Annotated in this window: 17 protein-coding genes; 6 read left to right on the top strand and 11 right to left on the bottom strand. The window is 58.1% G+C overall.

Going from position 1 to position 21,521, the window contains the following annotated elements; all coding sequences use genetic code 11:
* A partial coding sequence (locus ACIPF8_RS03040; RefSeq protein ID WP_400416998.1) for a thiamine pyrophosphate-binding protein occupies window positions 1-629 on the bottom strand: 629 nt, incomplete at its 3' end.
* Window positions 630-900: 271 nt separating this feature from the next.
* On the opposite strand from ACIPF8_RS03040, the gene ACIPF8_RS03035 reads away from it, so the two are divergent.
* Window positions 901-1,362 carry an MEKHLA domain-containing protein gene (locus ACIPF8_RS03035; RefSeq protein WP_400416997.1) on the top strand — a complete coding sequence of 154 codons (462 nt, stop codon included), beginning with the start codon at window positions 901-903 and terminating at the stop codon, window positions 1,360-1,362.
* A gap of 98 nt (window positions 1,363-1,460) precedes the next feature.
* Here the strand turns inward: ACIPF8_RS03035 and ACIPF8_RS03030 are convergent, their stop codons facing one another.
* The 4 genes from ACIPF8_RS03030 to ACIPF8_RS03015 all read right to left on the bottom strand — a co-directional run bounded on the left by ACIPF8_RS03030 (window position 1,461) and on the right by ACIPF8_RS03015 (window position 9,569).
* The gene (locus ACIPF8_RS03030; RefSeq protein ID WP_400416996.1) at window positions 1,461-2,414 is read right to left on the bottom strand and encodes a cupin-like domain-containing protein; all 954 of its coding nucleotides are present in this window, start codon (window positions 2,412-2,414) and stop codon (window positions 1,461-1,463) included.
* A 168-nt stretch (window positions 2,415-2,582) separates the two neighbouring features.
* A complete protein-coding gene (locus ACIPF8_RS03025) occupies window positions 2,583-3,359 on the bottom strand; it encodes a crotonase/enoyl-CoA hydratase family protein (RefSeq protein WP_400417020.1) in 777 nt (258 codons plus the stop codon).
* A 150-nt stretch (window positions 3,360-3,509) separates the two neighbouring features.
* Window positions 3,510-8,360 (bottom strand): NAD-glutamate dehydrogenase, encoded by a 4,851-nt coding sequence (locus tag ACIPF8_RS03020; RefSeq protein WP_400416995.1) that lies wholly within the window; start codon window positions 8,358-8,360, stop codon window positions 3,510-3,512.
* Window positions 8,361-8,546: 186 nt separating this feature from the next.
* Window positions 8,547-9,569: an alpha/beta fold hydrolase gene (locus tag ACIPF8_RS03015; protein WP_400416994.1), complete on the bottom strand. Its 1,023-nt coding sequence runs from the start codon at window positions 9,567-9,569 to the stop codon at window positions 8,547-8,549.
* A 276-nt stretch (window positions 9,570-9,845) separates the two neighbouring features.
* Between ACIPF8_RS03015 and ACIPF8_RS03010 the strand changes: the two genes are divergently transcribed.
* Window positions 9,846-10,970: an MlaE family ABC transporter permease gene (locus tag ACIPF8_RS03010; RefSeq protein ID WP_400416993.1), complete on the top strand. Its 1,125-nt coding sequence runs from the start codon at window positions 9,846-9,848 to the stop codon at window positions 10,968-10,970.
* 147 nt (window positions 10,971-11,117) lie between these two features.
* On the opposite strand, the gene ACIPF8_RS03005 is transcribed toward ACIPF8_RS03010, so the two are convergent.
* Complete coding sequence (locus ACIPF8_RS03005; protein ID WP_400416992.1) at window positions 11,118-11,543, bottom strand: hypothetical protein; 426 nt, start codon at window positions 11,541-11,543, stop codon at window positions 11,118-11,120.
* 236 nt (window positions 11,544-11,779) lie between these two features.
* Between ACIPF8_RS03005 and ACIPF8_RS03000 the strand changes: the two genes are divergently transcribed.
* Together ACIPF8_RS03000 and ACIPF8_RS02995 are read left to right on the top strand one after the other, a co-directional pair.
* Window positions 11,780-12,592, top strand: coding sequence for an ABC transporter ATP-binding protein (locus tag ACIPF8_RS03000; RefSeq protein WP_400416991.1), 813 nt, complete (start codon window positions 11,780-11,782; stop codon window positions 12,590-12,592).
* Between the two features lie 18 nt (window positions 12,593-12,610).
* Window positions 12,611-13,540: an MlaD family protein gene (locus ACIPF8_RS02995; protein WP_400416990.1), complete on the top strand. Its 930-nt coding sequence runs from the start codon at window positions 12,611-12,613 to the stop codon at window positions 13,538-13,540.
* Window positions 13,541-13,590: 50 nt separating this feature from the next.
* On the opposite strand, the gene norR is transcribed toward ACIPF8_RS02995, so the two are convergent.
* Window positions 13,591-15,135 (bottom strand): nitric oxide reductase transcriptional regulator NorR, encoded by a 1,545-nt coding sequence (norR, locus tag ACIPF8_RS02990; RefSeq protein ID WP_400416989.1) that lies wholly within the window; start codon window positions 15,133-15,135, stop codon window positions 13,591-13,593.
* Window positions 15,136-15,304: 169 nt separating this feature from the next.
* On the opposite strand from norR, the gene hmpA reads away from it, so the two are divergent.
* Window positions 15,305-16,486, top strand: coding sequence for an NO-inducible flavohemoprotein (hmpA, locus tag ACIPF8_RS02985; protein WP_400416988.1), 1,182 nt, complete (start codon window positions 15,305-15,307; stop codon window positions 16,484-16,486).
* A 7-nt stretch (window positions 16,487-16,493) separates the two neighbouring features.
* On the opposite strand, the gene ACIPF8_RS02980 is transcribed toward hmpA, so the two are convergent.
* Window positions 16,494-17,933: a DUF389 domain-containing protein gene (locus ACIPF8_RS02980; RefSeq protein WP_400416987.1), complete on the bottom strand. Its 1,440-nt coding sequence runs from the start codon at window positions 17,931-17,933 to the stop codon at window positions 16,494-16,496.
* A gap of 34 nt (window positions 17,934-17,967) precedes the next feature.
* On the bottom strand, window positions 17,968-18,249 hold the full coding sequence (locus ACIPF8_RS02975; RefSeq protein ID WP_400416986.1) for a hypothetical protein: 282 nt from the start codon (window positions 18,247-18,249) through the stop codon (window positions 17,968-17,970).
* Between the two features lie 434 nt (window positions 18,250-18,683).
* On the opposite strand from ACIPF8_RS02975, the gene ACIPF8_RS02970 reads away from it, so the two are divergent.
* On the top strand, window positions 18,684-19,568 hold the full coding sequence (locus ACIPF8_RS02970) for a TauD/TfdA dioxygenase family protein (RefSeq protein WP_400417019.1): 885 nt from the start codon (window positions 18,684-18,686) through the stop codon (window positions 19,566-19,568).
* 55 nt (window positions 19,569-19,623) lie between these two features.
* Here ACIPF8_RS02970 and ACIPF8_RS02965 read toward each other — a convergent pair whose 3' ends face one another.
* Window positions 19,624-20,598: a sulfonate ABC transporter substrate-binding protein gene (locus ACIPF8_RS02965; protein WP_400416985.1), complete on the bottom strand. Its 975-nt coding sequence runs from the start codon at window positions 20,596-20,598 to the stop codon at window positions 19,624-19,626.
* 97 nt (window positions 20,599-20,695) lie between these two features.
* A complete protein-coding gene (locus tag ACIPF8_RS02960; RefSeq protein ID WP_400416984.1) occupies window positions 20,696-21,481 on the bottom strand; it encodes a Crp/Fnr family transcriptional regulator in 786 nt (261 codons plus the stop codon).
* Window positions 21,482-21,521: the final 40 nt, after the last annotated feature.

The raw sequence follows: 21,521 nt of genomic DNA, 5'->3' as shown, positions 1-21,521 counted from the left end.
GCGCGGTATTGGCCCGCTGCTGGAATCACGGCCTTGCTGATATCGATCTCACGATCCAGCACATCGCGCGGGATTTCCAGGTAAGCCGGGCCAGGAGCGCCGGCGAAACAGGCGCGGATCGCCATTGACACCATATCGGCCACGCGTTCCGTAGAACGCACGCCTTCGGAGAACTTGGTGATCGGCCGCATCATTTCGGTATGCGGTAAATCCTGCAGCGAACCCATCATGTGTTGGGTAATCCCACCCTGGCCGCCGATATGCAGCACCGGGCTTTCAGAACGGAAGGCGGTAGCAATACCGGTCACGGCATTGGTGCAACCCGGACCGGCGGTCGTCACCACCACGCCCAGCTTGCCGGTTTGACGGGCATAACCGTCAGCGGCATGCGCTGCCACCTGTTCATGGCGCACATCGATGATGCGAATGCCTTCGTCGATGCAACCGTCGTAAATATCGATAATGTGACCGCCGCACAGGGTAAATATCGTATCGACGCCTTCATTCTTCAGCGCCCGGGCCACCAGATGCCCTCCCGATACCACGCCAGCTTCCCGGCTCTTGCGTTTGAGTGTGTCATCGGCCGTCGTACTTGCCACGGCCTTGAGCTCGGATATGACTGCTGCCATTGCGCCTCCTGTTGTCGGTTGTCTCGTCAGTTATCTTGATTTGTCTTCTTGTACAGCGTGATGGCATCTTAGACAGACGCACGCAGTACAGCATTGACCATGGTCAAGATTCGCCGCAACACCCACTCAGGGAGAAATCATGTCAACGACAACGCTTGGGGCTGAATGCCGGCACCGGAGCAAGCGCAGGAGAAACGACCGCAAAAAAACATGTCATCATCACACCATATCGCCCACACGCTTTTCAACGGATATAAACGGATATCTTCACATGTCAACATCACTCGCTTTGGATTCCAATTTTTTTGCGCTGCTGACGGAGAGCCACAAGCGGCTGGTCGGCGCATCATTGTTGCCTTTGGACGCACCGCTTGCCGACACTGCCCGTTGGCTCTACGAAGACGCGCCGTTCTGCGTGCTGGCGCACAACACCGATCCGGCGCCGCGTTTTGTTTACGCAAACAGGGCCGCGCAACGATGCTTTGAATACAATTGGGAAGAAATGACCGCTCTGCAGTCGCGGCTTTCAGCCGAAGAGCAGAACCGGGAGGAGCGCGAACGCCTGATGAGCCTGGTGCGGACTCAAGGTTTTGTGAGCGACTACAAGGGAGTGCGTATCGCGAAATCGGGAAGACGTTTCTGGATAGAGCAAGGCACTCTCTGGAATCTTGTCGATCGCCAAGGAGTGTATCGCGGTCAGGCAGCAGTTTTCCGTCAGTGGAAAGATGTGTGATCGTGCAGGGCTGTTTGATTGACGGCTATTCGTCAAGACAGATGCAGGAAAGCTGAAACAACAAAGTTCAGCGGTTTCCTGCACCTTTCTGGCAGCTCCTATGCCAGGTGCTTATGGCAAATGCAATGTCCCCAGCGATAGAGATGCATATTGTGCAGCAGGTCCTTGGTGGCAGTCGGCACGCCTTCCAGCAATATCTCCGGCGCGGTCAGGCCGAACACCGCCAGGCTGATGGACGGCGCCAGTGACACCACCGCATGCCAGGTGCGCTTCGGAATGAACAGGGCATCACCCTCCTCGACCCGTACATACAAGCCTTTGGCCTGTTCCAGCGCACGCAATTGTTCCGGGTGCTCGTCGAAACGGGCGATATTGATCGAACTCAAAGTGGCGCCCCAATCGTATTTCTTCGACGGCGACATGAACGCTTCTTCCGAAGGCGGGAACATGATGAATTCCTTGACGCCGCGCGCCTGGCAGAACCAGTTGTTCGGCACATCGCGATGCAGCCCCGTGTGGGTATTCGCCGGACCGATGAACACCGACTCCCAGGTCCAGCGCCAGCCGGGCCATAGGCTCTGGATGTCGAAATCGCTGCGCAGCTGCGGAAAATCTTCGAGGATGCTCCACTGCGCCAGGTAGTTGCGATGCGGCGTGAATGACTGCATGTGCGCCCAGTTGAGGTGGAATTCCTCGCCAGGCTGCAACAGTCGGCGACGCCGGTTCGGCAGCAAGCCCACATCTTCGCTGACTGGCTGGCCGGCCAGGCCCGCCAGTTCTCGTAAATACGGCGCGATCGGCAACAGCGGGCGCTCCTGCGTCTCGCCTTGTTCGACCAGGCCGTTCTGGAATTTACGAGTTGGCTCGGAACCGTCCTTGTTGCGCAGTTCAGCCAATTTTTCAAAAGACCAGTTCTGGCTGGCCGGCCAGTTGCGCAACGCGCCCTTCACCAGTAGCGGCCGAGTCCGATGGCCGAAACCGCCGACCTGATCGAGTTGCGAAACATCTATTTCTTCAACGAGTTTGAATGCAGGGCCAAGTAGTTGCGTCATGTCCATCGTCTGAGTATGCAGGTATCAAAACAGCGGGAAAACAGCTGCAATTCACATCGTCGATGGCTGCCCACAGGCGATGTTTTCAAAAGGAAACATCATAACAAAATTGGCTGAAGCCAGCTGCGGCTTGATTATGGCGTTCAAAGGCATCTCCGCTCGAATCAACTAATCGCCGAAACGCCCATGCCGCCCGAGACCGAAGGTGAACTTGGCGGCTCCCTCCTCGCCTTCGGCCAGCACAATCGGCACGCCTTGCTTGCCCTCATGCCGCAAGGCCTCATCCAGCGGCAAATTCCATTGTTCATACGCGGAGCGCCGGTCCGTCAGCATGCATTGCTGCGGGAAGCTGGCAATCTGATGCGCCAGTTCCTGTGCTTCGGCCAGTGCGCCGCCGGTTCGGGTCAGACGGTTCACCAATCCCATGTCGAACGCTTCCTTGGCGCTGACCGGGCGCCCGGTCAGGATCATGTCGAGCGCACGCGCCATGCCGACAATGCGCGGCAGCCGCACGGTACCGCCATCGATCAACGGCACGCCCCAGCGCCGGCAAAACACACCGAATACGGCATCCTCATCGGCCACTCGCAAATCCGCCAGCAAGGCCAGCTCCAGTCCACCCGCCACCGCATAGCCGTTGACGGCCGCAATCAGTGGTTTCGATAACGCCATCCGCGTCGGCCCCATCGGCCCGCTGCCGCCGCCTTCGGGATCGAGTTCATTGCGCGATTCAGGATCGGCGATCGCGCTGAGGTCGGCGCCGCCGCAAAAATGGTTGCCGCCGCCGGTGAGTATCGCTACCCGCAACGAAGCGTCGGCTTCGAAGCGCTCAAACGCAGCATGCAATTCCGCAGCCATTGCGCGATCGACGGCGTTACGCTTGGCCGGCTTGTTCAGTGTGATGGTGCAGATCGATGCGTCGGTATCGAACAGAATCGCTTGCATTGCCATGCCTTTCCTCGCAAATCAATCGCTTTGTAGCGTGGGCACCCCGTGCCCACGCGTTGCGCCAATTCAATCCACGCTAGTCACTCTTACAGCGCGTGGGCAAAAAAAACATGCCCACCCTACGCGTTCATCAACTCAGCCTCGCAATTATTTTAATTCCCGCATTTCCCTTGCCGCCACCGACAGCATCGCCAGGTCGACATTGCCGCCCATCTGGAAATCGGTCAGCAGGCGGCGGTAGCGTTCCAGCGGTGTCTTGCATGAGGCTTGCCAGGCGTCGACCATTTCCTGCGCCTGTTCAAGTGCCGGCGACAGCTGGATCACATTGGCGGTCAGGGTTCGCTGCAGACCTGTCAGATCGCTTTGCAGCGCGCTGCGCGCCAGCGTCTGCCAGTGTGTCTCCGCCGGCAAAGCGCTGACTCGCTCGCGCATCCAGCCGAAATTCAGGTTCAGATCGAGTGCAAAATAAACGCTGGCAACAAGTTCCAGGCTGCGGCCGGTTGATGCGGCAACTTCGGCAATATCCAGCACGGCGCCGATCAACTCAGCGCTAGCGACCCGCCGCGCCAAGACTTCCGAGACGCCGGCCTGTATCAGTTTGTCCCGCTTGGCCTTGAGCGCCTCGGCGTCGCTGGCGGCCAGCAGGCTCACCAATTGCGGGCCGAGCTGGTTGGCGGCCTGGCGGAAGCGTTCGACGGTGCTGCTGATCGTTTCGCCTTTGCCATGACGATGCAGGAACCAGAAACTGGCTTGTTCTATGAGGCCGCCGACATCGACCAGCATTTGCGCCTGCAAGACATCCGGCACGACATTGTCGAGCAAGTCGATGTCATGCCAGATTTCCTCGAACTCAAATACCTCGCGCGCAATGACGCTGGCGCGCACCACCTCGACCGGACTGGCGCCGCTTTCTTCCGCCAGGTGGTGCACAAAGGTGCTGCCGACCCGGTTGGTCAACGTGTTGACCAGGTAAGTCGCAATGATTTCGCGCGCCAGCGGATGACGCTGCATCGCCTCCGGATAACGCGCGCGCAACGGCTGCGGGAAGTAGGCGGTCAACGAGCCGGCGATGAATGAATCCTCCAGCAAGTCGGAAGCGAGCAATTCTTCAAACAGCCACATCTTGTTGTACGCCATCAGCACCGCGCGCTCCGGCGTCGCCAATCCTTGCTTGGCAGTTTTGCGGTCGGCGCATTCTTCTTCCGACGGCAGGAATTCGACGGCACGATCGAGCCGCCCGGCACGTTCGAGAAAGCGCATCAGACGCGCCTCCGGCTCCAGCAGGGTCGGCGCGCGGCGGCCGGCGACCGACAGGGCCTGGGTCTGATAGTAGTTATCGGTCAACACTTGCAGGCCGACCTCCTCGGTCATTTCCGCCAGCAGCTTGTTACGCTGCTTTTCGGTCATCTCGCCTTCACTGACGATCAAGCCCAGCATGATCTTGATGTTGACTTCGTGATCCGAACAATCGACGCCGGCCGAATTGTCGATGGCGTCGGTGCAGATGCGGCCGCCCTTCTGGGCGAACTCGATGCGGCCGAATTGGGTGCAGCCGAGATTGCCGCCTTCGGCCACCACCTTGCAATTGAGTTCAGCGCCATTGACGCGAATCGCATCGTTGGTGCGGTCGCCGACCTGCGCGTGGGTTTCCCGGCTGGCCTTGATATAGGTGCCGATGCCGCCGTTGTAGAGCAGGTCCACCTGGGCCAGCAGGATAGCGCGGATCAGTTCGGTAGGCGGCAACTCTGCAGCGGAGATGCCAAGCGCGGCCTGTACTTCAGGCGACAATGGAATCGTCTTGAGTGTGCGCGGATAGATGCCGCCGCCTTTTGAAATCAGCGTTGCCGAATAGTCGGCCCAACTGGATCGCGGTAACGCAAACAAACGCTCGCGCTCAGCGAAACTGGCGGCAGGATCGGGGTTCGGATCGAGAAAAATATGACGATGATCGAAAGCCGCCAGCAACTTGATGTGTTGCGACAGCAGCATGCCGTTGCCGAACACGTCGCCGGACATGTCGCCGATACCGACCACCGTGAAATCCTGCTCCTGGGTATTGACGCCAAGCTCGCGGAAATGGCGTTTGACCGATTCCCAGGCGCCTCTTGCGGTAATCCCCATTTTTTTGTGATCGTAGCCGACCGAACCGCCGGAGGCGAACGCATCGCCCAGCCAGAAACCGTATTCGGCGGAAATGGCGTTGGCGTAATCGGAAAAGCTGGCAGTGCCCTTGTCGGCAGCCACCACCAGATACGGATCGTCAGGATCGTAGCGCACCACATCGAGCGGCGGCACGACTTTGCCGTCCACCAGGTTATCGGTCAGGTCGAGCAATCCGCGCAAGAAGGTCTGGTAGCATTCAACGCCTTCACGCAGATAAGCATCGCGATCGCTGGCAGGCGGGGCGTTCTTGAGCACGAAGCCGCCCTTCGAGCCAACCGGCACGATGACCGCATTCTTGACCATTTGCGCCTTGACCAGCCCCAACACCTCGGTGCGGAAATCTTCGCGCCGGTCGGACCAGCGCAAACCGCCACGGGCGACCTTGCCGCCACGCAGATGCACACCTTCAAAACGCGGCGAATACACCCAAATCTCGAACATCGGCTTGGGTGCAGGCAGGCCCGGCACTTTCGCCGGATCGAATTTGAAAGACAGATAGGATTTCGGCTTGCCATCGGCGCCGCGCTGGAAATAGTTGGTGCGCAGCGTCGCGCCGATTACGCCGAGGAACTGGCGCAGGATGCGATCTTCATCGAGATTCGGCACCTGATCCATCGCCGCCTCGGTTTGCTGCAATAGCGCTGCAACCTTTGCTTCCGCCCTGGCATCCTTGGCCTGCGTCGGATCGAAGCGCGCCAGGAACAGTTCCACCAGCTTGCGCGCAATCGCCGGGTTGGCGGTCAACGCCTGTTCGATGTAGGCGTTGCTGAAGGTCGAACCGACCTGCCGCAAGTAACGCGCGTAGGCGCGCAGGATAGTCACCTCACGCCAGGTCAGCCGTGCGCGCAGCACCAGCCGGTTGAGATCGTCATTGTCTGCCTCGCCGCTCCAGACGCGGCCGAACGCATCTTCGAATACATCCTTGATGCGGTCGATTTCAACTTCGCTGTCATCCGCGGTCTGCATACCGAAATCGTGTATCCACGCCGGTTCTCCATCCTGCAAATCGATCTTGTACGGTCGTTCCTCATTGACCTTGACGCCCATGTGCTCCAGCATCGGCAGGCTCTGCGACAACGCCATCGCCTTGCCGGCGCGATAGATTTTCAGGCGCAACGAAGCCGGCCCGGCTTCTATCGGCCGGTACAGGTTCATCGCCAAGCCGGTATTCTGGCGAGCCGTTTCCAGCAGTTCGATATCGCGCACCGCCGAACGGGCTGCGTAGTCTTCTCGAAAACCGGCCGGAAACGACGCCGCGTAGCGCCGCAACAGGCGATTGCCTTGTTCTTCGCCGCGATGCTCCAGCAAGGCTTCGGCCAGATCATCCTGCCAGCGCCGTGTCGCCTGCACAATGCGTTCTTCCAGTTCGGCGACATCGACATCGATTACATTGCCGGGCTGGGTGCGCACGGTGAATTGCATGCGCGCCAGGACTGACTCCGACAGCAACGGAGTGAATTCCAGACTATCTCCCTTGAAGGCTTCCAGCAGCAGGTTCTGGATACGCTCGCGCAGTTCGGTATTGAAACGATCGCGCGGCACGAACACCAGGCAGGATACGTAACGGCCGAACGCATCGCGGCGCACGAACAGGCGGGTGCGCTGGCGCTCTTCGAGCCGCAGGATACCCATCGCGGTATCGAACAGTTCATCTTCGTCGACCTGAAACAGTTCATCGCGCGGATATTGCTCCAGGATGGTGGCCAAAGTCTTGGCCAAGTGCCCCTTCGGCACAAAGCCTGCGCGCGCCAGCACCGCCGCTACTTTGCGCCGCACCAGCGGAATCTCGCCGGTGGGAACGGTGTAGGCGGTTGATGTGTAGAGGCCAACCATGCGCCGTTCGCCAATCACCTTGCCGCCTGCATCGTAACGCTTGACGCCGACGTAATCGAGATAACCGGCGCGATGCACAGTGGAGCGCATGTTGGCCTTGGTGATGAAAATCGGCGAACGGGCATCGATCACACCTTGCGCCGCAATCGGCAGCTTAGTCATGTCGGCGCCGTCGCTACTGCTCAAGATATCGCGCAGTATGCCCAGCCCGGAACCGACCACACCTTGCAGATAGTTTTCGCCAGCGTTGGTCAATAGTTCGTAGTCGTGATATCCGAGAAAAGTGAAATGATCGTCGACCATCCATTCCAGGAACGCCCGCGCTTCGGCAACTTCAGCCTGCAACGCAACGTCGGTGCTCGCATTCCCCTTCAATTCGTCGATGGCATCGCTGGCCGCCGCCTGCATCTTGCGCCAGTCCTCCACCGCAGCGCGGACATCGCCCAGCACCTTGGTCACGCCGGCCAGGATTTCGTCCATCCTGGCGGTTTCAGTGCAACGGTCTACCTCAATGTGGATATGCGATTCCAGCTGCGCCTTGCCGCCATCCGCGCCACTGCTCTCGCTGGCACTCTGGATTTTTTCGATCTGGCCGGCGGCATCGCGCCAAACGCGGAATACCGGATGGATCACCGCGTGCAAGGTCAGGCCAAGCCGATTGATTTCGGTGGTGACCGAATCAACCAGGAACGGCATGTCGTCGTTGACGATTTCGATCACGCTATGGCCGGATTCCCAGCCATTTTCATCGATGCGCGGGTTGTAGATACGCACGCGCGGCGTGCCGCTGTTGAAATGCCGCGCAAATTGCCAGTGTGCTACCGCAGCGCCGTAAAGATCGGCGACGTCGCGGCTCAGTATCTGTTCTTCGCCAACTTGCGAGTAATAATTGCTCAGGAATGTCTGCATCGGCGCAAAACTTTCCGGCGACAAGCGATCTTGGGCGAATTGGAGCATTTCTGCCAGTTTCTGCTGCTTTCTTTCTTCGGCGGCGCTGTGCATGATTTTCTTTCGAACGGTGAATGTCGAGCGGAGAATTGCAATCCAGATTCTACCCATGACAAACGCAAAGCCGCACGTTTTTTAGAAACACCGTCGAAGTTTGCGTCGCAGCATGGCAGCGGCTAGCCGCTATGATTCTTTGGATGCCATTTAGTCAATAATGCGTCACAACAACTCAACGTCGGCTCACTGATATCCCAGCCAATCGAGCAAGGCTCGATGGAAGGCAGCAGGATCTTCCATCTGCGGCGCATGGCCTTTGCCGGCAAATTCCACCAGCGTTGATGCCGGAATCAATTTGGCAACCTGCTTGCCCAGCAAGTTGTAATGGCCGATCTTCGCCTTCACCTCTGGTGGCGCGATGTCGCTGCCTATCGCGGTGGTATCGGCATCGCCGATCATCAGCAGCGTCGGCATGGTCAGGTTCTTGAATTCATACACCACTGGCTGGGTAAAGATCATGTCATACAGCAGCGCCGAGTTCCACGCCACCAGGCGATGACCAGGCCCTTGGTTGAGACCCGCCAGCATGATCACCCAGCGTTCATATTCAGGCTTCCAGCGGCCGACATAGTAAGTGCTTTGTTCATACTTGCGCACGCTGTCGGCAGTCAGCTTCAGTTCCCGTTCGTACCATTGGTCCACAGTACGGTATGGGACGCCCAGCGCTTTCCAGTCTTCCAGGCCGATCGGATTGACCAGCACCAGCTGCGCGACCTGCTCGGGATAGAGCAAGGCATAACGGGTGGCCAGCATGCCGCCGGTGGAATGGCCGATGAGCGTGGCCTGCTTTACGCCAAGCTGCTCCAGCAGCGCATGCGTATTGAGCGCCAGTTGCTGGAACGAATATTGATAATGCTCAGGCTTGGAGGAGGTGCAAAAGCCGATCTGATCCGGTGCGATCACCCGATAGCCGGCCTCGCTCAAGGTCTTGATGGTCTGCTCCCAGGTCGCGCCGCAGAAATTTTTACCGTGCATCAGCACAGCAGTGCGGCCATTCGGCTTGCCAGCGGCGGCAACATCCATGTACCCCATGTGCAGGCGCTCTCCCTGCGATTCGAAAATGTAATGTTGCAACGCATAGGGATAAGCGAAGCCCTGCAGCTCAGGGCCGTAAGTTGGCGCGGCTTGGGGCGCCTGCGCCATCGCGCTGGAAAACACGGTGGCTAACAAAAAGCCGGACAGGCCAGCGGCTAATGGATGACGCATATTTGATTTATCCTTGGATAGCGTAAAAATGCTTTGCAGGCGTGTGTCATTGTAACGATTGAATGAAAAAGCCGTTTTTCAGATCGCGCGGCGGTAATTTCGTTCAACTGCCGAATGCGGTAGGCAGCTTCTATTTATGCGCGTTGAGGCGTAACATCGGCAACAGTAGCCTGATTCATGCTCAATACGCGAAATTCCCGACCCGATCCAGATTGGCGGAGAGTGACGAATGATCAGCGAACGCCCTGTTTGCCCACCGATATGCAGTGCGGATTCATGGCCATCATCTTGAACCCGCCGCGCCTGCAGCGCGTGACCGATGCCGACGGTCTCAACCGGATTGAAGTCAGCGGCACCTGGCTGTTGCGCGAGATCCTGCCGGATGCCGCCATCTTGCGGCCGCAGTTGGCGCAATATGCCAAGGACACCAACGCCAGGTGGGACCTGCGCGCCATCCAGCAGCTGGATGCCGCCGGCGCATTGTTCCTGTGGCGCATGTGGGGACGGCGGCGGCCGGATGTCCTGCTCAAGCCGGAATACGAAGACATTTTCGCCAACCTGGCCACCAAGCCGTTCCCGGAGCCACCGCCACTACCGCGTGATCGACTGGGATTGCTGGTCAAACTCGGCCAAGGCTTGCTATCGTTCAGCAGGAACCTGTATGCGATCACGATCCTGGCCGGCAATCTGCTGCTGGATCTGCTCTACCTGCTGCGCCACCCGGCCGATATCCCATGGCGCGAAATTTCCGCCAACATCCACCGCACCGGCAGCCAGGCGCTGGCTATCACGGCGCTGGTCGGCTTCCTGGTCGGCGTGGTGTTGAGTTACCTGTCGTCGATCCAGTTGAAAAACTACGGCGCCGATGTCTTCATCATCAACATCCTGGGCCTCGGCATCGTGCGTGAACTGGGCCCGATCCTGGCAGCGATCCTGGTCGCCGGCCGCTCCGGCTCCTCGATGACCGCGCAACTAGGCGTCATGCGCGTCACCCGCGAACTGGACGCCCTCTCGGCAATGGGCATCTCCCACACCCAACGTCTGGTACTGCCCAAAGTCATCGCACTTGCCATCACGCTGCCGCTATTGATCATCTGGAGCGACATGGCCGCCCTGCTAGGCGGCATGCTATCGGCCTACCTCCAGCTAGACATCGGCTACCGCCAGTTCCTGCACGGCCTCCCCGCCGCCGTGCCCATCGCCAACCTGTGGTTGAGCCTATGCAAAGGCTCCGTATTCGGCATGCTGGTCGCCCTTATCGCCTGCCACTACGGCTTGCAAATCAAGCCAAACACAGAAAGCTTGGGTGCGAGTACGACTGATTCTGTAGTCACATCAATCACCATCGTCATCATTGTGGATGCGATTTTTGCGGTGATTTTTTCGAATGTGGGGTTTTAAGAGACGATTAAATATCGATTAGGGGGGTGAAGCAAGAAACGTGACTCGCTGCCGGGCTGCCGCCGGCGGATTCCACAGAGTAGTAGCCTTTTTAAGCAGCACTGGATGCACACGACTTATGCACCACCGCACACACTCCGTGGTCCGTTAAAAGGGGTCAGAGTAATTTTCGGCAAGACCCCGCCGAAAAAAAACTCTGACCCCATTTAACTGCGTGGAGTTGATTTTGACGTTGTTGTTGGTTTTGACGTTGCTTTTGAATTGGCTTTTGCCGTTGTAGTTGTTTTTGACTTTTCGCATGCTGACGTTGCCAAATGGGACGGGTGACAGTCGGGAATTATGGGACACATGTTTGAGCGAAGCGAGTTTGTGTCCCATCCGACTGGCGCGCGGCGCATTTGGGGACCCGCCGAAGGCGGGAAACGGCTGTGCGATCGCCTTTCTTTGCTTACTTTCTTTGGCGAAGCAAAGAAAGTAAGCGGCTGCCGGGCCGCCCCCGGCAAGTATCCACGGAGTAGAGTACGTATTAAATAGCGACGAAACGGCCACTTTTGAATGCACTACTGCACTCACTCCGTAGACCGTTAAAAGGGGTCAGAGTAATTTTCGCAAAAAGCCGCGAAAAAAAACTCCGACCCCATTTAACTGCGTTGTCGGGGCATCACCGGCAGAGACAAGAAAAAGAAAAAGAAAAAGGCAAAAAAGCAGAAAGCAGAAAGCAGAAAGCAGAAAGCAGAAAGCAGAAAGCAACAATATAGAAAAGATTTTAGAAAAACGTAATCGTAAAAATCTTCTAGCGGGCAAAAAAAGTGGACACACCAACCGTCATCATCGACATCAACGCCGTATGGACCCAATACGGCAACACCATCATCCACCGCGACCTCACGCTCAGCGTGAATTACGGCGAAGTGATGGCCATTATTGGCGGCTCCGGCAGCGGAAAAACCACCCTGCTACGCCTGATGCTCGGCCTCGAAGCCCCCAGCCGCGGCACCATCAAGGTATTCGGCGTCCCCCTCCAAGGCTGCGCCGACAGCGACCTGCGCCAGACGCGCAACCGCTGGGGCGTGCTGTTCCAGGAAGGCGCGTTGTTCTCAGCACTCAGCGTGTTCGACAACGTCGCCCTGCCGCTGCGCGAACTCAAGGCCTTGCCCGAAGACGTCATCCGCGAACTGGTGATGATGAAGCTTGATCTGGTCGAAATCGACGCCATGAGCGCCAACAAGATGCCCGCCGAACTGTCCGGCGGCATGGTCAAGCGCGTCGCCCTGGCTCGCGCGCTTGCGCTCAATCCCGAATTGCTGTTTCTCGACGAACCCACCGCCGGCCTCGATCCCGAACGCAGCCACGGCTTCGTGCAACTGATCGAATCGCTGCGGCGCGCGCTGAACCTCACCGTGGTGATGGTGACCCATGATGTCGACACCCTGCTAGCCCTGTCCGACCGGGTTGCCGTCCTCGCCAACCAGCAGTTGCTGACGGTCGGCCCGCTATGGGACATCGTGCAGCATCCCGATCCGTTCGTGCAGAATTTCTTCCTCGGCCACATCAAGCGCTGTGAACAGGAAAACGTCAAGGATTTCCGCGACAAGATGGGCGTCGGCCTGCATGCCGCGTAAGACACAAGGAGGTAGTCAATGGAAAACCGCTCCCACGCCCTGTCCGCCGGCCTGTTCCTGGTGCTGCTCTGCATCGGATTGATATTCGTTGCTATCCGGCTTAACGGCAATGCCGTCGACCAGCAGGATTACCTGCTGCTGTCACGGACGCCCGTCTCCGGCTTGAACCGCAACGCGCCGGTGCGGCTGCGCGGCGTTGATGTCGGCAAGGTCAAGGATATCCAGTTTTCGCCGACCGATCCGCACCTGATCCTGGTCAAGATCAGCGTCGATAAAGGCACGCCCATCAATCAAGGCACCTATGCGCAACTGAGCTATCTCGGCATTACCGGGCTTTCCTTCGTGCAGTTGGACGACGATGGCAGCAAACCGGAAAAACTGGCGCTCAATCCCGACGAAATCGGCCGCATCGAAATGCGCCCCTCGTTTTTTGACCAGGTCGGCAATTCAGGCCAGGAACTGTTGCGCGACACCGGCCAGGCGGCAAAGCGCTTGAACAAACTGCTCGATGACGACAACCTGGCAGAGTTATCGGCGACCATCAGCAATCTCAAGACAGCATCGGGCCGCATCGCCGACCTCGCCGCCGAACTACAACCGACGCTGAAGACGCTACCTGGCATCAGCGCCCACGCCGACAAGGCCCTGGCGCGCGTCGATCCGCTGCTGGCGAACCTGAACGGCCTGACGCAGGAAATCCGCAGCCGGGTTGGCACGCTCGATCGCATTGGCCAAACCGCAGACGATCTCAGCCAAGCCAGCCAGGACCTGAAGGATACGCTGCCGCCGCTGCGCGGCATGATCACCGATTTTTCGCGCAGCTCGCATACGCTGGATCACGTGCTGTCGGACGTCCAGCAGCAACCGCAAAGCCTGGTGTTCGGCCGGAAGCCGGCGCCGCCCGGGCCGGGCGAGACTGGATTTGTCGCGCCAACCGCAACACGTTGACTTGTACGGCAAGTGCGGGATGGCGCATGGCGGCACACTCCGCATCGGCGTCACTTCAATCCGAGACGTTTTGCCATGCGGTTCAGATTGGCGCGATCAACGCCCAGTTCACGCGCAGCAGAGGCCAGGTTGTTGCCGTTGCGCGCCAGGCTTTGACTGATCAAACGTCGTTCAAAGGCACTCACCGCTTCGCGCAAGCCGCCGTCCACTGCCGGTTCGGCCTCGGCATCCACAGGCAACAGCAGCGCCGCCTCATGGCGCAGGTCGAGATCGGCGGCGCGCAAGGTCAGGATGCGCGGCCGTTCCGGATGCCGCGCCAACGCACGCAAGGCGCTACGTCCGATCAGATGCTCCAGCTCCCGGATATTGCCGGGCCAGGTGTAAGCCAGCAACGCCTCTTGCGCGTCACTCGCCAGCCGCAGGCTGAGCAAGCCCAGCCGCGCGCGATTTTCCTCAAGGAAGAAACCACTCAGCAGCAATGCATCGTGACCTCTTTCACGCAGCGGCGGCACCGCAATCGGATAGACGCTGAGCCGATGGTAAAAATCGGCGCGGTAACGTCCAAACCGCACTTCTTCGTTCAAGTCACGATTGGTCGCGGCAATTACCCGCACGTTGACCACGCGCTCCTCGTCCGAGCCGACGCGCTGCAATTGCCCGCTTTGCAAGACCCGCAACAGCTTGGCCTGGACCGATAGCGACAGTTCCCCGACTTCATCCAGAAACAGCGTGCCGCCATGCGCCATCTCGAACTTGCCGCGCCTATCACTGATGGCGCCGGAGAAAGCGCCACGCACATGGCCGAACAATTCGCTCTCGACCAGGGTTTCCGGCAACGCCGCACAGTTGAGGCTGATGATCGGCTTATGCGCGCGCGTCGATGCCGCATGGATGGCATTGGCAACCAGCTCCTTGCCGACCCCGGTTTCGCCGCTAATCAGGACCGTCATGTCGCTCGGACCAGCCAGCCGGATTTCCTGCAACAGACGCTTGTGGGCGACGCTTTGACCGATCAACTCGCGCCGGCTCTGGCTGGCGGCAAGCTGATAGGCCTCGGCGCGCTGCCTTTCCTGTTCGCCGGTTTCGGCCAGTAAACTGATGCGCTCGACCACGTTGACGGTTGCCGCGGCGAGGCTGGAAAACGCCTGCAGCGACGCCATTTCGACAAGATCGAAACGATTCGGGCCTAACGCATCGAGGGTCAGCAAGCCCCAGGGACGGCCGGCAATAGTGACCGGGCAACCCATGCAATCATGTACTTCCAGCAGGCCGGAGTGCGCTTCCACCAAGCCATCATAGGGATCGGGCAACGGCGAGTCGGCCGGAAACCTGGTCGGTGCGGAACCGGCCAACAAGGCGGCGAAGCGCGGATGCTCTTCAACCCGAAAACGACGTCCCAGCGTATCGCTACTCAAACCATCGGTAGCCAGCGGCACCAGTACATCGCCTTCCAGCCGCAGCAAGGCCGCCGCATCGCAGGGAAACAACGTGCGCATGGCATCCAGCAAACGCCGGTAACGCTCGCCGTCGCTGATTTCACGGGATAGATCGGCGACCAGCGGAATCAACGCATCAAGCAATATTTTTGAAGTCATATCGACTCTATTGAAGTCAATATGACTTGCGTCAATTTGACTTCATTAATTTATAAAGCGTTGATTATAAAGGATTTTACTCCTGGCACAGATATTGAATAACTGAACATGACGAGACACAATTTTTGACTCTCGATTTGTCCATCAACCACTCCATAAAGGTGCCCATATGATCTCCGACGCGCAACGTACCATCGTCAAATCCACTGTCCCGCTGCTGGAAAGCGGCGGCGAAGCGCTGACCACGCATTTTTATCAAATGCTGCTGCGCGACTATCCGCAGGTGCTGCCCTTGTTCAACAAGGCGCATCAAGGCAGCGGTGAGCAGCCGCGCGCCCTGGCCGCCGGCATCCTGATGTACGCCCGCCATATCGATCGCCTCGACCAATTGGGCGGCCTGGTGTCGACCATCGTCAACAAGCACGTCGCGCTGCAGATCCTGCCGGAACATTATCCGATGGTCGGCGACTGTCTGTTGCGCGCAATCCGCGAAGTGCTCGGCGCCGACATCGCCACCGACCAGGTCATTGAAGCCTGGGGCGAGGCATACCAGCAACTGGCGGACATCCTGATCGGCGTTGAAGCAAAAATCTACGATGACAAGGCGACTGCCGCCGGCGGCTGGCGCGGCTCCCGCAATTTCGTGGTGGCGCGCAAGGTGCAGGAAAGCGACGAGATCACCTCGTTCTACCTCGAACCGGAAGATGGCAAGCCATTATTGGCGTTCCAGCCTGGTCAATACATCGGCTTGCGCGTCTTCGTCGACGGCGTCGAAATGCGTCGCCAGTATTCGCTGTCGGCGGCGGCCAATGCGCGCCAGTATCGTATCAGCGTCAAGCGCGAAATCGGCGGCCTGGTATCGAACCACCTGCATCATCAGGTCAACGAAAATTCGGTCATTGAGTTGTTTCCGCCTTCAGGCGAATTCACGCTGACTGCCAGCGACAAGCCGCTGGTGCTGATCAGCGGCGGAGTCGGCATCACGCCAATGGTGGCCATGCTGGAAGAAGCACTGCGCGGCAGCCGGCCGGTGCACTTCATCCACGCCGCGCGCCATGGCGGAACCCATGCGTTCCGCCGAAAAATCGACGAACTGGCGCAACGGCATCCACAACTGAAGCGTTTCTTTTGCTATGAACAGCAACGTGAACAAGACCAGCCGCCGCATGCCGTCGGCCAGATCAACCGCGAGCAGTTGCGCCGCTGGATGCCGGAGTCGACCGACGTTGATGCCTACTTCGTCGGGCCGAAACCGTTCATGAAAGCCATCAAACGCTATCTGGGCGAGATCGGCGTGCCGCCAGCGCAAAGCCGTTTCGAATTCTTCGGCCCGGCTTCATCGCTCGACTGAAACCAGCTCATCCTCGACGCAGGGCTTTACCGGCTTGCCGGTCGGATGTCAGTTTTTTTGATGGCGTGCCGGCTTCGGCCGGCGCCGTTTCGACAACCAGTTTGATCGTCTTGGTCCTGATGCGGGCGCCGAGCCAGTTTTCTATTCGGCTTCTGTCTTCAGCCGACAACGCCTTGGCTACCTTGACGTTCAGCACCACCACAGGGCTATCCTTGAGACCCGTCCCCTGGGTCCAGTCCAGTGCTTCAGACAGCCAGACTTCCGTCACTTGAGGAAAAATCGCATGTAGTTCGTCCGGCACTCTCCTGAATTGCACTTGCAGTTCCTCGCGTGAATTCAGCGCGCTTTGCAGCTCCTGGATTTTTTTCTCTTTGCTTTCAAGGGATTGCTGGCTAATTGTGTAGAGATCGCTCAACACTCCACTCTTTAGCGTGCTGACATCAATTTTTTGCTGGTCGGCCTGCTGGTGTACCTTGAGTTTGGCGGCAGACAAGCCGGCGCCAGGCAAGCGCCCGGCAATCGCGGCAAGCCTGCCTTGCGACAGAAAATCGCCCATGACGGTCAGTTCAATCACTTTCGATTTGGGATCGATGCGCGATTGCGTGACGTAGGTTTTGTCGGAAGCGACTTCGTGCGCAACGAATTGCGCCGCCTTCGATTTGAACACCTCATCCTGGACCAAGACGTAAGCCAGGTACACACTCGGCACCCCGGTCAGCAACGCAACCACCAACGCATATCTTTTTACCCGTCCGCTGGTTTTCGCGTCGACGAAATGCTTTTCCCTGACATGGAAAAACCGGATCACCAAAGCCGACGACAAGGCGATGAACACACTATTGATGGTAAACAGGTAGAACGCACCGCCAAAATAGGCCCAGTTGCCGTTGGCAATGCCATAGCCGGCGGTACACAGCGGCGGCATCAATGCCGTGGCAATCGCCACGCCCGGAATCAGGTTGGATTTTTCTTTACGGGTGGCGCCGACAATTCCCGCCAGACCGCCGAACAAGGCGATCAGGACATCCCAGATAGTGGGCGTGGTCCGCGCCAGCAGCTCTGACTGCGCTTCCGTCAACGGCGTGATTAAAAAGTAGACGACAGATGTCAACAAACTGATCAACACTGCGATGCCGAGATTCTTCAGCGCCGTCCTGATCAGATCAAAGTCGTACACGCCAACGCCATAGCCGATCCCCATGATCGGTCCCATCAGCGGTGAAATCAGCATCGCGCCGATAATTACGGCGGTGGAATTGACGTTCAAACCGATCGATGCGATGAAAATCGCGAACATCAGCACCCACAGATTGGTGCCCTTCATTTCAATACCGGCGCGCAAAGCCTGATCGATTTCCTGATCGTCTGCCTTGTCGTCCTTAAGACTGAACAACCTCACCAGTTCCCGCCGCGCCGTAGTGAGAAAACGCCTGCTTCCTATACTCAAGATACTTTTCCTTCTTGCTACTTGTTGCCAAAAATTATTTATCAGATTCCTCAGGCCATTTGCTCTTGATCCGGAGCGGCGCATCCTGTTCTTCCGTGTGGTCGACACCGATCACCGGCGATCTGTTGCCCCTGGCGCGCACCACCCCGCTCCTGATATAAGCCGGATCGCGTGTCAATTTCCTCATTCCTGAAAAAACACCGATGCCGACCACTGCGACTAGTGCACAAATGATGAGGTGATCAAAGGTAATGCGACCATACTGATATAGGTCGGCTCCGATGCGGTGAAATCTGGATGTCGTGAGTCTTGTCATGGGATTTCCTTTACCCTCGCCGGTTCTCAAGGGATGATCTCGATTAAAACGCATCAATTTTCCTGGGCGCGCCTGATTTTCCAGGCGCCGTTTGCACGGAATAATCTCCAGCAAACAGGAAAAATGAATGTTAAAAATGACATCATTTCAGAAATCAAAAAAACAAGATATAGGAATTGTCTTAGCTCAAAGACTGATTTTTTTATCAGCCACGGCATCTATTGTTAGCAGGAAATGAGTAGTTGTCTGATGGCATTCATATCGACGGCAAATCGCGCCACGAAGGCATTCAGCGCAGCCGGAGACTCATAAGGATATGAGAAATGATTATTTGCGGATGTCATGCCAAAACGGCTGTAATGTTGTTTTAACGCCGCATCTTCCCGCAGACAATGCGGCCGCCGATTCCCATACCAGAGACATTCATGTCCGTCATGCCAGCAGCACTCTCTTCCGCAATCTCCAGACAGACATTCGACATCCTGCCGGTCAATGGTCCACTCGGCGCCGAAATCATCGGCCTTGATCTGAATCAGCCAGTGTCGGACACGGATCTGGCGCGCATCCGCACGGCGTTCGTCAAATACGGCCTGGTGATATTCCGCGACCAACGCATCACACCGCAGCAGCATGTGGCGTTCAGCCGCCGCTTTGGTCCGCTGCAAGTGCATGTACTGAACCGGTTCCACCTGCAAGGCCATCCGGAAGTCCTGATCGTTTCCAACGTCATCGAAAATGGCCAGCCGATCGGGCTGGTGGATGCCGGTGCCGATTGGCACTCGGATCTGTCGTACATGCCCAAGCCGAGCCTGGGATCGCTACTGCACGCGCAGGAGCTGCCGCCCGAACAGGGCGACACCAGCTTTGCCAACATGTTCAACGCATATGAAACCTTACCCGCCGATGTCAAGAAAACACTGGAAGAACGACGTGCGGTGCATTCGTATGTGTATCGCTATCGGCGCCTGCAGAAGCTGTCGCCGTGGCGTGCCGACCTGACACAGAAACAGATCGACGAAGTACCTGAGGTGGATCATCCGGTAGTGCGGGTGCATCCGGAAAGCGGGCGCAAGGCGTTATTTGTCAGCGAAGGCTTCACCTCGCACATCATCGGCTTGCCTGCCGATGAAAGCGCGGCGTTGCTGAAATTCCTGCATGAACACACGATCCGAGCGGAAAATGTCTATCGCCACACATGGCGCGCGCACGACATCGTTTTCTGGGACAACCGCAGCACGGTTCACTATGCGCCGATTACGCCGCAGCATCTGCGGCGCACCCTGTATCGCACCACGGTCGAGGGTGACGTGCCGGTGTAAATCGCGTCTGCTCGAACAACTTGCCAGCCCTCCTTGCAAGGGCTGTTTTGCAAGCTCAGCCTAACGTGGCCGGTGCGGCATCCCGTACATCGATCTTCTTCGGAATCAGCTTCAAATCGAAGAACGTATCGGCAATGACTTGCTGTTCAGCCAGGATTGACTTGGTGATCGGCGCGGTGCCGAACGAGGAGCGCTTGACCAGCACATCGACGATCGGCTTCGGGATGCCCCACACTGCAGCCAGCTCGGCCGACAGTTCATTGGGGTTGGCGCTGCCCCAGACGTCGATCTTGTTCAATTCATCGATGGTGATACTGAGTACATCGGCATTGTTGCGTGCGTAGTCCTTCGATGAAAAATAATAGGCGCGATTCTTGACCACGCCGGTGGCGTCAGCCAGGATGCGCGCCGACAAGGTTTGCTCCGCTGCAGCCAGATACGGCTCCCAGATCGCCCAGGCATCGATCGCGCCCTTTTCAAATGCGGCCCGCGCATCGGCTGGCGACAGCCAGACCAGATTCACATCGCTATAGTTCAGGCCGGATTTCTCCAGCAATTTGACCAGGAAATAATGCACATTCGACCCCTTGTTCAGTGCGACCTTCTTGCCTTTCAGGTCAGCTACCGTCTTGATCGGCGAATCGCCCCGGACCAGGATTCCTTCGACCGCTGGACGCGGCACCGTTGCCGCAACATAGACGATAGGCGTGCCGTTGGCTTGGGCAAAGATTGGCGGCGCCTCGCCGACATCACCGAAGTCGATGGAGCCGACGTTGAGCGCCTCCAGCTGCACCGGTCCGGCCGTGAATTCGATCCACTTGATGCTCACTCCCAGCGGCGCCAGCCGCTTTTCCAGCGTGCCACGCTTCTTCAGCAAACTCAGCAAGCCTTTCTGATTGCCGATACGGAATTCGCGTTGTGCCGCATGCGCCAGCAACGGTGACAGCGCAACGGCGGCGAGGCCCAGGCCCGCCTGCAGAAGATGACGGCGCTTGCCGGATGGTTTGTTCTTTTTATATACGATGCTCATGTCTTTTTTCCTGAAGAATGACGGTGATTTGTGAATTGATGGATTGACGGATAGAGAATTTGTTTTGCGAAGCGGTCGAATGATCGCCAAACGGCAGCTAGACTGCGCTCAGGCGCTGCAACGCCGGCAAGTTGAATACCGTCACCTTGTTGTATTCGATGGCGACGATGTGGTTTTCCACCAGCCAGCGCAATTCGCGATTGACGCTTTGGCGCGACGTCACCAGCAGCGAAGCCAGGTTCTCCTGCGACAGCTTCAGGTCGATATCGATGCCATGCGGAGCGGGCCGGCCATATTGTTTGACCAGATGCAGCAATCGCGCAGCCAGCTTGCTGCGGAAGCTGCCCAGGACCTGGTAGCCCAGATAGTCCTGCAATTGCCGGTTGCGGTCGCACAGCAGCCTGACCACATCCGCCATCAGGCTCGGTGTAGCTTGCAGTTGCTGCAAAAATGCCGCTTTCGGTATGTAGGCCAGCACAGTTTTGCCGTGCGTGCGGTATTCATGCACGATCCTGGAACCGTCCAGCACAGGGATGAAATTGCTCATTTCGGTCGGCGACACGTAGTTCATCACCACGCGCTTTCCTTCCGCATTGCCGATCGACAGTTCCAGCGCACCCGAGATCACCAGCAGCAGATGTTCCGCCGTATCGCCCTCCGCATACACCAGCGTGCCGTCAAAGTGCCGTTGGATACGGGCACTCTCCTGCAATGCCAGCAGCGCTGCAGGCGTCCAGCCGCTGAACTGCTTTTGCAAGGACGTCGACAAAATGCGCTGCCATTGGTCTGGATGGGCATCGGGAAACCGCGGTGCATCGCTCCGCGGTGTAAAACCGGTCACGTTCTTTGCCGGCTCCACGGTCAATGCATTGACAACCATCATGTATCGTTCTCCGCCAAGTGCGCTCAGGCAAGCTGCCTGC

This window comes from Collimonas sp. NPDC087041 (genome assembly GCF_044745265.1).
In the GTDB taxonomy this organism is placed as follows: Bacteria; Pseudomonadota; Gammaproteobacteria; order Burkholderiales; family Burkholderiaceae_D; genus Collimonas.
The sequence above is the reverse complement of the archived record's forward strand: the minus strand, read 5'-3'. Positions and strand labels throughout refer to the sequence as shown.